A 13,539-nucleotide genomic window follows, 5' to 3' on the forward strand; every position below is an offset into this window, starting at 1 on the left:
CCGGATCCTCATGATGCGCGCCGCTGCCTGACCTGCACCACCCGCCCGAGCGCCGCCGCCTGGAGCGCCACCGGCTCCGCCTCCCGCTCGTCCATCGCCGGGTGCACCGCCGCGATCACCCGCGCCCGGAAGCGCGCCGAGAGCGGCAGCGCCTCGGCGATCGAGGCCGGCAGGTAGATGACGAGCGGCTGCGTCTCTCCCGCGACGCGCAGCAGCCCGCGAAGGTGCGGCCCGCCCAGCACCTTGCGCTTCTGGTAGTGCCGCTGCTCCAGCAGCGCGCGCTCCACCTGCTCGTTCGCGAGCTCCACCCGGCCCTTCTTGCCGTGGCCGAGCGCCTCGCGGATCTTCCCGCACAGCGCCTCGGCGACGGCGGGCGCCGTCGAGACGCCCGGCGTGGCGAGGAATTTCTCGGCGGCCCCGAGCGCCGCCGCGAGCGCGTCGTCGCCTGTCGCGAGCGGCGTCGCCGTGGAGACAAGCGCCTTCAGCGTCTCCACTTCGTCGAAGGACAGCGAGAGCTCGCCCTCGATCAGCTCGAGGGGCGGCACCGGCATGCCGCGCTTGCCGGCGGCGCGCTCGAGCGCCCCGTGCACGCCCGCGACATCGGCGGCCGCGCCGCGATCGAGGATCTCGAAGACCTGCGCCCGATCCTCGATCTCGGCGGGCTCGTCGGAGAGGGCCGGATCGTCGACCTCCGGGTCGAGGGGCTCGGCCTCCATCGCGTCGAGCAGGCGCTGCCAGGCCGGCTTGCGGACGATGCGCGGCACGCTCTTCCGATCGAACCAGACGAGCGTCAGCGCGTCCCGCTGCGCCGGCGCGAGCGCGGCGCCGGCGTCCGCTGCCCCGCCTGTGCCCGCGAGCATCGCGCCGATGGTCTGCGGCGCCGCCGGCGCGTGCGGGATCATGCCCATGGCGCTCGACCCCGGCTGCGGAGCGCCGGCCGCCCAGGGGCTCACCGGCTCGCCGGGCGACGCCTTCACGATCGGCGGGGCAGGGATCGGAGAAGGGGTGTTCGGAGGAGGGGTGTTCGATGCGGCCGCGGGGGGCGGCGCCGAGGACGGGGCGACGAAGGGGAGAGGCACCTTCGTCGCCTCCTCGGTGAGATCGCTCGTCTGGCCCTCGGTCGAGCTCGGCTTCGGCCGGACACCGGGCGGCTCGGCCGGCCGCGGAGCGGGCGCCTCGGGAGGAGGCGGCGCGGGCGGTCCCGCGCGAAAGGGCATGATCGACGCCTGCACGACGTCGAGCGACTTCGCCGGCATGTCGACAGTCTGCTTCGACGGGGCGAGGGAGGGAGGCTTCACCCTGGGCGCAGCCGGGGCCACCCGCGGCGGCGGCTGGGGCCCCGGCGCCGAGGGGGTGGGCGCCTCGGCCGGCGCCTGCCGCGCGGGCCGCTCCAGCGAGACGCGGATCTGCCCTGACTCCTTGGGGCTCGCGAGCGGGAGCTGGCCTCGCCAGGTCAGCGTGCAGAGGAGGCGATCGGTGTCGATCACGAGCGTGTCGCAGCGCATGGCGAGATCGCGCGGCCCGCCGGCGCGGCCGGTCACGGTCGCCCGCGGGCGCACGCCGGGAAGGCTCGTGACGAGGCGCGGGTGGCGGGGATGGAGGTTCTCGAGCACGATCTGCTCGTCCTCGCGGAGCTGCAGCAGGCGCTGATCGAGCGGAGCGATGTTGAAGAAGGTGCGATCGAGATCCTCCGGCAGCGGGCTCGAGAGGAGCGCTCCCGACGACCAGGCCGCCGCGTGTCTGCCGAGCCTGCGGTGCCGCAGAGGCCAGGTGGGGGCGATGGGCCCGAAGCCCACCGCCGCGATGGGGTCGTCCGGGCTGGCCACGACCCGATCCACGGGGAGGAGGTTCGGGACGGCGGCCCTGCCGCGGGCGTCGCGCGCCTCGCGATGGATGCCCGCAGGGTTGTCCGTGTCCGGCCCGCCCGCGGCGCGCTCGTAGGCGAGCGGCATCGCCGTGAAGTGCGCTCCTTCCTGGAGCTCGCCCTCCTGGGTGAACAGGCGATCGCAGAACACCTGAATGGGTTTGTCGATCTCGCCCACCGCCATCCGCGCGATCAGCGACCGCGCGGGGCTGCCGCCGGGCGCGTGGGCGTGGCCGATGAGGACGACATCGGCGCCCTGCTTCAGCGGCGCGAGATCGCTCGCCTCGATGAGGCTGCGCGCGGGGTCGCCGTCCAGGTGCGCGTCGCGCTCGCGGATCGGCTCCTGCGCGGGCGCGAGCGGCGACTCGCCCGGCGCGAGCGTGAACGTCGCCTTGCAGACGACGGTGAGCACCCAGGTCAAGGAGCGCACCTGCCAGAGGAGCGAGGCGACGGGGAGCGGCCCGTCGGAGACGACATCCATAGGTGGGCCGACGGTACCACCACTCCGGCCGATTGGATTCGGTCAGGCGCGGCGCTCCGCGCCGTCAGGGGGCGCGCGGGCTGTCCGCGATGAACGGGAGCCCCGCCGCGGCGGCGTCCCGGAACGCCTGGGCCGAGGCGGCGGCCCGCTGCATGCACGGCCAGCACGGCTCCGCCTGCGCGTCGTCGGGCTCCTCCACCGGTGCTGCCGCGGCGCGCGGGCGCTGGGCCGGGAGCGCCGCGGCGGGAGCGGGCGCGGGCTGGGCCAGGTCCTTCCCGGAGCCACCCTGGTCCGGGGCCTCCGCGACGTGCGCCCGTCCCGCCGCGAGCGCGGCCGCGAGGTGGTCGATCACCTCGCGATCGTCCGGCGACATCGAGAGCCAGGGCCGATCCTCGCGGAGGAACCGCCGCAGTTCGTGCAGGATCTCGGCGCGCGCGCCGAGCGAGGCGACGTAGCGCCGCGCCGCGAGCCGATCTCCGCGAAGCGGCACGCGATCGCCCTGGGGCGCCTCTTCCCACGACCAGGAGAGATCGATCCACCGCTCCTCGCCCGGCCTCGCGGGCCCGCCGCCCTCCGGCGAGACAAGGTCGAGAAAACGCTCGTTCAACCGCAGCCGCAGCACGGAGGCAGGTTATCATGCCCGGGGCCGCGCCGGGCGGCCCCGCCGCGAGGTGATGGATGGATGACGCCGCGCTCGATCGAATCGTTCAGCACCTCTGGGGCGCGGAGGCGGATCTGGTCTACGCCGTCCTCGACGGCGCGCGCGACACGGCGATCTCCGCCTCGGTGCGCTCCTCGGACCTGCCGCACTGCTGCCTCCTCGCGGGCGACCTGGGCCCGGAGCTGGCCCAGGTGGCGCCCTACCTGGTGAGGCTCCAGCGATCGGGCGAGTTCACGCGACGCCTGCTCCGGCTCGGGTGGGGGAAGAGCTGGGGTATCTTCCTCGCCACGCCGTCTCCCCTCGAGACGGTGCGGCGGCACCTGCGCCGGCTGCTCCGCGTCCTGGGTCCGGACGGAGCGGCCGTGTTCTTTCGCTACTACGACCCGCGGGTATTGCGCACCTACCTGCCCACGTGTAGCGCCGGCGAGCTCGGCGAGGTGTTCGGTCCTGTCCTCCGCTACGCGGTCGAGGGCGAAGACGCCGGGGAGCTCGTCGTGTTCCGGCGCGCCGGGCCCGAGCTCGCGCGCTCCGTCGTCGACCTCCGCGCGGCCGCGCCGGCGTGAATCCGGAGCGCGGCCCTGTTGCTCCGTGCGCGTGTCGTTCGCGTCGACGCAAGAACTGCAGGTCGCTGCCCACGATCCCCGCTGCGGGTCCTCGGCAACGCCACCTTGCCAGCGCGCGATGAAGCCCCTTCACGTGGCCGGGGCGATCGCTGGCACGTGCCCTGCAACACGATAGAGATAAAGATGCCATCGCGTCTCACAAGGGGCACATCGTGAGTTCAGCGCGACCAACGCTTCTCGAGGTCGTGGTCAAGACGGCCGTGACCCACGCTGTCACCTACACCATCGTGGGCCTTCTGGCGTCTTCGCTGCTCGATTATACACGGTTCTTCGCAGAGTCCAGCCTGAACCTCCTGATGCGGCCGACGAGCGATCCCTGGGTGATGGCGGGACCGCTCTTTCAGCCCCTCCGGGGAGCGATGTTCGGAGGGGTCTTCCATCTGCTGCGCGAGCCGCTCTTCGGGAAGAGGAGCGGGTGGCTGGTGATGTGGATCGCCCTGGCGGTGATAGGCATCCTTGGCACGTTCGGACCGGCTCCGGGATCCATCGAGGGGATGCTCTATACAACGTTGCCGACATGGGTCCACCTCAGGGGCCTTCCAGAGGTTCTCCTGCAGTCCCTGTCTCTGTCGCTGCTGCTGTCAACCTGGGTCCATCATCCGGAGAAGAGATGGTTGCGCTGGACGATGGGAATTTCCTTCTCGGTCCTGCTGTCGCTCCCCGTCATCGGCCTGCTGGTAGGTCAGCCACGGTAGCCCAGCCCACCTCCCTGAAGCGGCGGTCACTCCTCCCCGAGGAGCCCGCGAAAGATGTCCACGTAGCTGACGATGCCGATCAGCGCACCTTCTCCGTCGACGACAGGGAGCGCGCCGATCTTGTTGTCGAGCATGAGCTCCATGAGCTCGGTCACGTCCGCGTCCGGACTGGCGCTCACGACATTGCCGCTCATGATCGTGGACACCGGCCCGCTGGCCTTCCGCGGCGCTGCCCCGACCGCCGCGGTGTCCTCGGCGTAGGGCGACTGGAGCGCGCGCAGGTCGCGATCGCTGAGCATCCCGACCAGCTCACCCTGCTCGTCGACGACCGGAACGTGGCGGAAGTCCATCGTCTGGAGCACGTTCACCGCCTCGCCGATGGGGTCGTCGACCCGCACGGTCCGGGGATTCTCGGTCATGAGCTCGGCGGCGCAGATCTTGGGTAGAGGCATCACATGCACCGTTAAAGCAACTTCCGGACCAGTTGGTCCTTCGATGATGTCGAGCTCGCCGGGCGCGCGAGCGGCCCCATCCGCCGGCCCGTCGACGCCGCCGAGGGCCTCTCCGAGGTGCGCGAAACGACGCGACACGACGCGACACGACGAGATGATAAAGGCCTTCGGCGGCGGGAGCCTCCGAGGGGTGGAGCCAGAGATCGTCTCTGGCCGCGATGGACACCGGCCGGTCGTGGATGCGTGGCGTGGCCTTGACTGCTGAGCGCGCATCGCGCGACAGCCACACTGCATGCGACCTCCCGTCGTGATCCGAGCTCTCCGCGCGCCGCCGTTCGCCGCGCCTGCCCCGCCACGCCGCGAGGTGACGGCGTGGCCCTGCGCGGTTAAGCTCGCGCTCGTGCCGTTTCCCCGGAAGACCAACCCCCAGCGCCGCCTGCCCGCGCTCGCGCTCGCGCTCGCAGCGCTGACGGCGATCGCCGGCGCCGCGTGCGTCAGCAAGCCGACGATGCAGCTCGACCACGCCGAGATCACAGGGATCCGCATCGCCTTCCCGCCGAGCCTCGGCATCCTCATGACGATCGTCGTCAACGTCCACAACCCGAACTCGTACGACGTCGCTGTCCGCGCGGTGCGCGGTCAGGTCGTGCTCGCCGGCCGCTACCCGCTGCCGGTCGACTTCCGGGCCGACGGCGACGGCGTATGGCTCGCTTCCGACCGCACGACCCAGGTCCGCGTCCCCGTCAGCGTCCCCGTCGATCTCGGCCTCCAGCTGCTCCGGGAGACGCTCACGTCGCCCGTCATCCCGTACCGCTTCAGCGGCCGGGCGGACGTCACCGCGACGCGCACCTTCCGGCTCGAGGCCGACGATTACTCGGTCGACGATCACGGCGTCGTCGCCCGCAACCAGATCGAGACCGCCCTCGGCATCCTGCGATAACACCCGCCGCGCCCGGATCCTGCTGGCTGCACGCCAGCGGCCAGCGGGGCGCCCCCGCGCGGACGAACACGCGCTCGGTCTCCGGCGAGGACCACGCGCCGCGGCGCCCGCGTTGGCGTGGCGCACGACGTGCCGATGTTGCCCAAGTCGCGCCGACATGGCGCGGCCGCCCTCGACGTCGGCGCCCGCGCTGGCCGGCCGGCCAGATCGACGCTCGACGCAATGACAGTCCATGACAGCGGCGCGCCCGCGCCGTGAGCGTCTCGCTCCTCCCTGGTGGCGGCTCCCGCCATCGGATGGAGGCTCCGGCCTCCAGGCGGCGCGGCGAGCCTCGACGCGCAGCCTCCGCGCGGGACATCCCGCGCGTCCTGCTCGCTCTCCTCGGCGGTGCCTCGCGCCGCCACGGAGCACGCGGGCATCAGGCCAGTCCGTTCATCGATGGATCGGCGTGTTGGCCACCGACTTGCTTCGGCTCGCGCCTGAACTCGGTCGCACTTGCGACACGCCGTCCCGCGCCTTCGGCGCGAGGGGGAGCTTACATGATGGATGGCTGTTCCAGCGGTTTTCTCGCGCTCGATCCGGAGATGAGGCGCCTGCGCGAGGCCCTCGAGACCGTGGCGCCCACGCCGCTGCCGGTCCTGATCCTCGGCGAGACAGGGACGGGGAAAGAGGTGGTGGCGGAGTGGATCGCCGGCATGTCGCGGCACCCGCGCGAGCGCTTCGTGAAGGTCAACTGCGCGAGCCTGTCGGAGTCGCTCGTCGAGAGCGAGCTCTTCGGCCACGAGCGCGGCGCGTTCACCGGGGCGGTGGCGCCGCGCGAAGGGCTGTTCGAGGCCGCCCACGAGGGCACGCTCTTCCTCGACGAGGTGGGGGAGCTGTCCCCGCGCACGCAGGCGAAGCTGCTCCGCACGCTGGAGTACGGCGAGATCGTCCGCGTCGGGAGCACGCGCCCGCGGCGCGTGGACGTCCGGGTGATCGCGGCGACGCACCGCGATCTCGAGCAGATGGTGCGGGAGGGGAGCTTCCGCCAGGACCTCTACTTCCGCCTCAACGCGATCACCCTGCGGATCCCGCCGCTCCGGGCCCGCACCGCCGAGATCCTGCCGCTCGCGGAGCTCTTCGCGGCGCGCCTCTCGCGGCGGCTCGCGCGCCCGGCGCCGCCGCTCGCCAAGGAGGCGACGGCCGCGCTCCTCTCGCACGCCTGGCCGGGGAACGTCCGGGAGCTGCGCCACGTGGTCGAGCGCGCGGTCGTGATGTCGAAGGGCGGGCCGATCGGCGCGGACCACCTGATGCTGGAGGCGCCGCGCGCGCCGGTCGAGGCCGGGATCAAGGGGGATCTGCGCTCCTTCGAGCGCGACCGCATCGTCGCCGCGCTCGCGCAGGCCCGCCAGAACCAGACGCGGGCCGCCGAGCTCCTCGGCGTGTCGCGGCGCACGCTCACCAACAAGCTCAACGCGTACGGCATCGCGCGGCCCCGCAAGAAGGTCGCGCTGGAGGAGTGCTGACGTGGCCTCGCCGTTCTTCCGCACGATGCGGTCGCTCGAGATCGAGCGCGGTCCGAGGACCTGGATCCGCCTCGCCGTGATCCTCGCCGTGCTCGGCGCCTGGGCGGGCTGGATGCGCGCGGCGCGCGTCTCCGTCTACGCGACGACCGGGAAGGCGCGCCTGGAGGTCAGCCGGATGGCCCACCGCGTGGCCGCCGCCGAGCCCGGGCGCGTGTCGGTGGTGCAGGTCTCGCTCGGCCGCCACGTGGAGCAAGGGGAGGTGCTCGTCGAGCTGGACGCCGGCGTCGAGGAGCGGCGCCTGGAGGAGGAGCGCACGAGGGCGGCCGCGCTCGCGCCGAAGATCGAGGCGCTGCGGCACCAGATCGCGGTCGAGGAGGAGGTGCGCGCGTGGCAGGTGAAGCTGTCCGACGCCTCGGTCGCGCGCGCCAGGATCGATCTGCGCCAGCGGGATCTCTCCGCCGCGCACGGCGAGGAGCTCCGCGCGATCTCCGAGCGGCTGCACGACGAGCGGCTCGCGTCGACGGCGGACCACATCGAGGCGAAGAGCCGCGCCGCCGACGAGCAGCTCAAGGCGGAGGGGGCGCGCGCCGATGTCCGGCGGCTCTCTGTCGCGGGGCGCCACGACGAGCGGCAGACGGCGGCCCGCCTCGCCGAGCTGGCCCGCGCGCTCGGGGATCTGGTGGCCGAGCAGCAGGCGGCCGACGCGGCGGTGCACACGGCGCTCGCGCAGATCGAGCGGCGCAAGGTCCGCGCGCCCATCGCGGGGAAGCTCGGGAACATCGCGGCGCTCCAGGTGGGGGACGTGCTCAAGCCGGGCGACCTCGTGGCGACGGTCGTCCCGGGCGACGACCTCCACGCCGTCGCGCTCTTCGCGCCGTCCGACGCGGTGGGGCGCGTCGTCCCCGGGCAGAGGGCGCGGATGCGCCTCGACGGGTTCGCGTGGACGCAGTTCGGCATGATCGAGGGGGAGGTCTCCCACGTCGCGAGCGAGCCGTACGACGGCGCGATCCGCGTCGAGCTGCTCGTGCGGCCGGAGAGCGCGGCGTCGATCCCGGTGCAGCACGGGATGCCTGGGACCGCCGAGGTCGAGGTGGAGCGGGTCTCTCCGTGGGCGCTCCTCCTGCGCGCCGTGGCGCCGGGAGGCGCGCGATGAAGCGCGCGTTCCTCGTCCCCGAGGTGCTGCAGGCGTCGCTCATGGACTGCGGCCCCGCCGCGCTCAAGGCGGTGCTGCAGGGGTTCGGCGTCGACGTGCACTACGAGTGGCTCCGCGACCGCTGCCAGACGGACGTGGACGGGACGTCGATCGACGCGCTCGCCGCGCTCGGGCAGGAGCTCGGGCTCGCGACGGCCGAGGTGGTGGTCCCCCACGACAGCTTCCTCCTGCCAGAGGCCGACTGCCTGCCCGCGATCGTGGTCAAGCGCGGCGCGGGCGGCGCGCTCCACTTCGTGGTGGTCTGGCGCCGGCTCGGGCCGTTCGTGCAGATCCTCGACCCCGGCAGCGGGCGCCGCTGGGTGCACGCGGAGCGCTTCATGGAGGACATGCCGCACTTCCCGATCCCGATCTCGATCGAGCGGTGGCGGCGGTGGGTGTCGTCCGCGGACTCGCTCGGCCCGCTCCGCGCGAAGCTGCGCGCGCTGCGAGCGGACGGGGAGGCGCTGATCGCCCGGGCCGATGCGGACCCGGGGTGGCGGCCCTTCGCGGCGCTCGACGCCGCGGTGCGGATGGTGGCGCGCCTCGTCCGCGGCGGCGCGATCGCGCGCGGGGGCGAGGCGCAGCGCGTGCTCGAGGGCGTCTTCGAGCGCGCGCTCGCCGGGGAGGCGGGCGCCATTCCGAAGGGGTTCTTCTGGGCCACGGAGGGCAAGGCGCCGGGGAAGCTCCTCGTGCATGGCGCGGTCATCGTCCACGTCGGCCCGCGCCAGCGCGGCGTGGGCGAGGCCAGCGCGGCCGCGCCCGCGGGCGCGCCTGCGTGCTCGGCTGTCGCGCCGCCGCCGAGCTACCGCGGCAGCGCCGCGCCCGAGGCCGCGCGCGCGGCCGCGCCGGACCGGCCCGCGCCGCGCGCGAGCGCGACCGCGGCGCTGCCGGCGTCCGTTCGCCGGGAGCTGAAGCTGCCGACGCCGTCCCCCTCGCGCCTGTTCTTCTGGATGCTGCGCGCCGACGCGGGCGGGGCGCTCGCGCTCGTCGGGGTGGCGCTCGCGGCGAGCGCGGCCATCGCGGCGATCGACGTGGTCGTCCTCCGCGGGCTGTTCGACGCGGTGAAGAGCGTCACCGTCGCGTACCAGCGCGCGCTCGGGCTCCTCGCCCTCGTCGCGTTCGCCGCCGGGGGCCTGGCGCTCGAGATCTTCGTGGCCCACGCCGTCTCGCGCCTCGGGCGCGCCCTCGAGGTGCGCTTCCGCGCCGCGTTCCTGGAGAAGCTGCCGCGGCTCGAGGATCGCTACCTGCGCAGCCGGCCGACCTCGGACATGACAGCGCGGGGCCACGCGATGCACCTGATGCGCGACGCCCCGGCGCTCTTCGCCCGCATCGCGCGCGCGGCGCTTTCGTTCGCCGCGACGCTCCTCGGGGTCGTCTGGCTCTACCCGGGCGGCGCTTGGCTGTCGCTCGTGGCGGCGGCGGTCGCGCTCGCCGCGCCGTACCTCGCGCGGAGGCCGCTCGTGGAGAGCCTCATGCGCCTGCGCACGCACGCGGCGTCGCTCGAGCGGTTCTACCTCGACGCCCTGCTCGGCGTCGTGCCCATCCGCGTCCACGGCGCGGAGCGGGCGGTGCGGCGCGAGCACGAGGCGCTGCTCGTCGAGTGGGCGCGGACCGGCCGGCTCGTGCACGCGCAGTCCACCGCCATGCAGGCCGCCCAGGGGATCGCGAGCACGGCCGTGGCGGTCGCGATCGTCGGCGGCTACGTCGCCTCCGGCGGCCCGGCCGCGGCGCTGCTCCTGCTCGTGTTCTGGTCGCTCCGCCTCCCCGCGGCGGCCCAGGAGCTCGTCGCGGCGCTGCTCGGCTGGAAGAACGTGCGCAACGCGTCCGTGCGCCTCTTCGCGCCGCTCGCGGCGCCGGAGATGGACCTGCCCCGCGCGCCCGCCGAGGACGCCGCCGACGCGGCGCGCGCCGCGCAGGGCGCCGCGTCGGCCGCCGCGTGCGCCGCGTCGATCGACCTCCGGGGCGTGAGCGTGAAGGCCGGAGGGCACACGCTCCTGTCCGATGTCTCGCTGAGCGTCCCGGCGGGGGCGCACCTCGCGATCGTGGGGGCGTCGGGCGCGGGGAAATCGTCGCTGCTCTCGCTGCTCCTCGGGTGGCTGCGGGCGTCCGGGGGGGAGGTGCTCGTGGACGGGCGCCCCTTCGACGACGCGGCGGCCCTGCGCCTGCGCCGCGCGACAGCGTGGGTGGACCCGGCGATCCAGCTCTGGAACCGCACGCTCCTCGAGAACATCACCTTCGGCCACGCCGGCGACGCCCTCGCGCGCGTGCCCCTCTCCATGAGCCAGGCCGAGCTCACCGGCGTCCTGGAGAGCCTGCCCGACGGCTTGCAGGCGGCGATCGGCGAGGGGGGCGCGCGCCTGTCGGGCGGGCAGGGGCAGCGCGTCCGCCTCGCGCGGGCGCTCATGAAGGGCGACGCGCGCCTCGTGCTCCTCGACGAGCCGTTCCGCGGGCTCGAGCGCGAGCGGCGCCGGGAGCTGCTCGCGCGCGCGCGGGAGCACTGGGGGCGCTCGACGCTCGTCCTCGTCAGCCACGACGTCATGGACACGCTCGGCTTCGACCGCGTGCTTGTCGTCGAGGGGGGCAGGGTCGTCGAGGACGGCGCGCCGCGCGAGCTCATGGACGACCCGCGGAGCCGCTACCGCGCGCTCGCCGAGGCGGACGCGCGGGCGCGCGACGAGGTCTGGTCGAAGGAGCGCTTCCGCAGCGCGACGATGGAGGGCGGCCGGCTCCTCCAGGGCCTCCAGGGGGCGCCGTGAGGGCGGGCGAGGCCGCACAGGCCGCGACGTTGGGCGGGCTCGCGTGGCAGCCGTCGGCGCTCGGCCACGCGATGAGCGCGCTGACGGCCGCGTGCGGGCTCGCGAGCGGCGCGGCGCCGTCGCCCGGCGCGCCGCCGGAGGGCGACCCCACCGCGTGGATCGAGGCGTACGCGGGGTGCATGGGCGTCGAGGCGGAGGCCGTCCAGTGCAGCTTCGCCGAGCTCGCGCGCGCGCTCCCGTCCCTCGGCCCCTCGATCGTCCGCGTCGAGCAGGGCTACCTCGCGGTGATGTCCGCGGGCCGGCGGGGGCTCTCGGTGCTGACGCCGGCGCTCACGCCGGCGCGGATCCCGCTGGAGACCGTGCGCCGGGCGCTCACCGCCCACCTCGAGGATCGCCCCGCGTCGCACGTCGACAAGTGGCTCGCCGCGGCGCGCGTCCCGCCGCGGCGCGCCGCGCGGGCGCGCGACGAGCTGCTCTCCCAGCTCGTCGCGGATCGCCCCATCGACGGCGTGTGGCTGCTGCGCCCCGATCCAGGGTCGAGCTTCCGGCGCCTGCTCTCGAGGCGCGGGGTGCTCCGCCGGGGCGCGATCTTCCTCGCGGCCGCCGCCTTGCAGATCGCGCTCGGCGTCTTCGCCTGGTGGCTGATCGGCGCGGGCGCCCTCGACGGCGACGTGCAGCCGGGGTGGCTGCTCGCGTGGGTGCTCCTGTCGCTCTCGGCGCTCTTCGTGCAGCTGTTCGCCTCGTTCACGGGGGGCATGCTCACGATCGACGTCGCCGCGCTCCTCAAGCAGCGCCTGCTGTGCGGCGCGCTCCGCCTGGATCCGGCGACGATCCGGGCGCGCGGCTCGGGCGAGCTGCTGGCGATGGTCTCCGAGTCCGAGGCGGTCGAGACGGCCGGGCTCGGCGGCGCGCTCGGGGCGATCGTGGCGCTCGTGCAGCTCGCGAGCGCCGCGGCGGTCCTCGCCGCCGGCGCCGGAGGCGGCCTGCACGTCGCGCTGCTCCTCGGGTGGACGCTCGCCGTGGCGCTGCTCGGGCGCCGCTTCGCCCGGGAGCGGGCGGCGTGGACGGGCGAGCGGTTCGCGATCACGAGCGGCTTCGTGGAGCACGTCGTGGGGCACCGGACGCGCGTCGCCCAGCAGGCCTCGCACCTTCACCACCTGGAGGAGGACGCGGCGCTCGAGCGCTACCACCGCGCCGCGCGCGGGATGGATAGCGTGGGGGATCTCCTTGCGTCGCTCCCGGCGCGCGGGTGGCTCGCGCTCGGGCTGCTCGGCCTGGTCCCGGCGGTCCTGGGCGGGGTGGGCGCGGGCCCGCTCGTCGTCGCGACAGGCGGCATCCTCCAGGCGCAGGCCGCGTTCGCGACGCTGGCGACGAGCCTCGGCGCGCTGCTCTCGGCTGCGGTGTCGTGGCGCTCGATCGCCCGGCTTTTTGTGGCGGCCGAGGGCCGCGAGCCGGCCGGGATCCCGCAGGCCGTGCTCGGGCGCCCCGCGGCGTCGGACGTGGTGATCGAGGCCCGGGGCGTGTCGTTCCGCTACGACGGGGAGCGCGGCGAGCCGGTCCTCCGCGGCTGCGACCTGGTCCTCTCGAAGGGCGACCGGCTGCTGCTCGAAGGGCGCTCCGGCGGCGGCAAGTCGACGCTCGCGGCCGTGCTCAGCGGCCTTCACGCGCCGTCGTCGGGGCTCGTGCTGCTGCGCGGCCTCGACCGGCGGACGCTGGGCGGTGCGGCGTGGCGCAGCCGTGTGGCGAGCGCGCCGCAGTTCCACGACAACCACGTTCTCTCCGGGACGCTCGCGTTCAACCTGCTGATGGGCCGCGCGTGGCCCGCGTCGCCCGAGGACCGGCGGGAGGCGGAGGTCGTCTGCCGCAAGCTGGGGCTCGGGCCGCTGCTGGACAGGATGCCCTCGGGGCTCGATCAGGTCGTGGGCGAGACGGGGTGGCAGCTCTCGCACGGCGAGCGGAGCCGGCTGTTCCTGGCGCGCGCGCTGCTCCAGCGCTCGGACGCCGTGATCCTGGACGAGAGCTTTGGGGCGCTGGATCCGCTGACGGCCCGCGAGTGCGTGGGGGCTGTGCTGGAGCGGGCGCCGGCGCTGATCGTCATCGCGCACCCGTGAAGGTGAGGGAGCGGACGCCTCCCCTGTCATGGCCCTGGGGGTCACCGTCGTGTTACGATGCCCATGGAATGAGCGCCTGCCTGCACCCCGTCGCGTCGCGTTCGTGGCCTTGCCGCGGCGCGCGTAGCGCGCTCATTCCCCTGCGATCCCGGCGCCTCTGCCGGAGGTCGCCCGCACGCTCGTAGGGGAGCGGCCTTCCGGCGTTTTTCGCTGGCCGCTCCCGGAAGGAAGCGGGCCTGGCGTCGAGGGCGCCTGAGCG

At 74.5% G+C, this 13,539-nt stretch carries 10 protein-coding genes; 7 read left to right on the forward strand and 3 right to left on the reverse strand.

All coding sequences use genetic code 11. The features are described 5' to 3' along the window. Nucleotides 1-8: 8 nt before the first annotated feature. Nucleotides 9-2,345: a DUF2169 family type VI secretion system accessory protein gene (locus WMF44_RS14680; RefSeq protein WP_437299739.1), complete on the reverse strand. Its 2,337-nt coding sequence runs from the start codon at nt 2,343-2,345 to the stop codon at nt 9-11. Between the two features lie 64 nt (nt 2,346-2,409). Continuing rightward, nucleotides 2,410-2,952 (reverse strand): hypothetical protein, encoded by a 543-nt coding sequence (locus WMF44_RS14685; protein ID WP_437299740.1) that lies wholly within the window; start codon nt 2,950-2,952, stop codon nt 2,410-2,412. Between the two features lie 71 nt (nt 2,953-3,023). Between WMF44_RS14685 and WMF44_RS14690 the strand changes: the two genes are divergently transcribed. Continuing rightward, nucleotides 3,024-3,569, forward strand: coding sequence for a DUF4123 domain-containing protein (locus tag WMF44_RS14690; RefSeq protein ID WP_437299741.1), 546 nt, complete (start codon nt 3,024-3,026; stop codon nt 3,567-3,569). A gap of 245 nt (nt 3,570-3,814) precedes the next feature. Further along, complete coding sequence (locus WMF44_RS14695) at nt 3,815-4,324, forward strand: hypothetical protein (RefSeq protein ID WP_437299742.1); 510 nt, start codon at nt 3,815-3,817, stop codon at nt 4,322-4,324. 26 nt (nt 4,325-4,350) lie between these two features. Here WMF44_RS14695 and WMF44_RS14700 read toward each other — a convergent pair whose 3' ends face one another. Next, nucleotides 4,351-4,776: a CBS domain-containing protein gene (locus tag WMF44_RS14700; protein ID WP_437299743.1), complete on the reverse strand. Its 426-nt coding sequence runs from the start codon at nt 4,774-4,776 to the stop codon at nt 4,351-4,353. Between the two features lie 400 nt (nt 4,777-5,176). Here WMF44_RS14700 and WMF44_RS14705 point away from each other — a divergent pair, with 400 nt between their 5' ends. The 5 genes from WMF44_RS14705 to WMF44_RS14725 all read left to right on the forward strand — a co-directional run bounded on the left by WMF44_RS14705 (nt 5,177) and on the right by WMF44_RS14725 (nt 13,280). Beyond that, the gene (locus tag WMF44_RS14705) at nt 5,177-5,716 is read left to right on the forward strand and encodes an LEA type 2 family protein (RefSeq protein WP_437299744.1); all 540 of its coding nucleotides are present in this window, start codon (nt 5,177-5,179) and stop codon (nt 5,714-5,716) included. Nucleotides 5,717-6,255: 539 nt separating this feature from the next. Beyond that, nucleotides 6,256-7,221, forward strand: a complete 966-nt coding sequence (locus WMF44_RS14710; RefSeq protein WP_437299745.1) for a sigma-54 interaction domain-containing protein — start codon at nt 6,256-6,258, stop codon at nt 7,219-7,221. Between the two features lies 1 nt (nt 7,222). After that, nucleotides 7,223-8,374, forward strand: a complete 1,152-nt coding sequence (locus WMF44_RS14715) for an HlyD family secretion protein (protein WP_437299746.1) — start codon at nt 7,223-7,225, stop codon at nt 8,372-8,374. Next, nucleotides 8,371-11,169: an ATP-binding cassette domain-containing protein gene (locus WMF44_RS14720; RefSeq protein ID WP_437299747.1), complete on the forward strand. Its 2,799-nt coding sequence runs from the start codon at nt 8,371-8,373 to the stop codon at nt 11,167-11,169. The genes WMF44_RS14715 and WMF44_RS14720 overlap by 4 nt, the downstream gene beginning before the upstream one ends. Further along, a complete protein-coding gene (locus WMF44_RS14725; RefSeq protein WP_437299748.1) occupies nt 11,166-13,280 on the forward strand; it encodes an ATP-binding cassette domain-containing protein in 2,115 nt (704 codons plus the stop codon). The genes WMF44_RS14720 and WMF44_RS14725 overlap by 4 nt, the downstream gene beginning before the upstream one ends. The last annotated feature ends 259 nt before the right edge of the window (nt 13,281-13,539 follow it).

Origin of the sequence: Sorangium sp. So ce426, assembly GCF_051475585.1 — a bacterium.
In the GTDB taxonomy this organism is placed as follows: domain Bacteria; phylum Myxococcota_A; class Polyangia; order Polyangiales; family Polyangiaceae; genus Sorangium; species Sorangium cellulosum_B.

Coding starts and splice junctions, on each gene's coding strand:
- WMF44_RS14720 (WP_437299747.1), top strand. CDS start 8,371: ATGAAGCGCGCGTTCCTCGTCCCCGAGGTGCTGCAGGCGTCGCTCATG.
- WMF44_RS14710 (WP_437299745.1), top strand. CDS start 6,256: ATGATGGATGGCTGTTCCAGCGGTTTTCTCGCGCTCGATCCGGAGATG.
- WMF44_RS14690 (WP_437299741.1), top strand. CDS start 3,024: ATGGATGACGCCGCGCTCGATCGAATCGTTCAGCACCTCTGGGGCGCG.
- WMF44_RS14700 (WP_437299743.1), bottom strand. CDS start 4,776: ATGCCTCTACCCAAGATCTGCGCCGCCGAGCTCATGACCGAGAATCCC.
- WMF44_RS14680 (WP_437299739.1), bottom strand. CDS start 2,345: ATGGATGTCGTCTCCGACGGGCCGCTCCCCGTCGCCTCGCTCCTCTGG.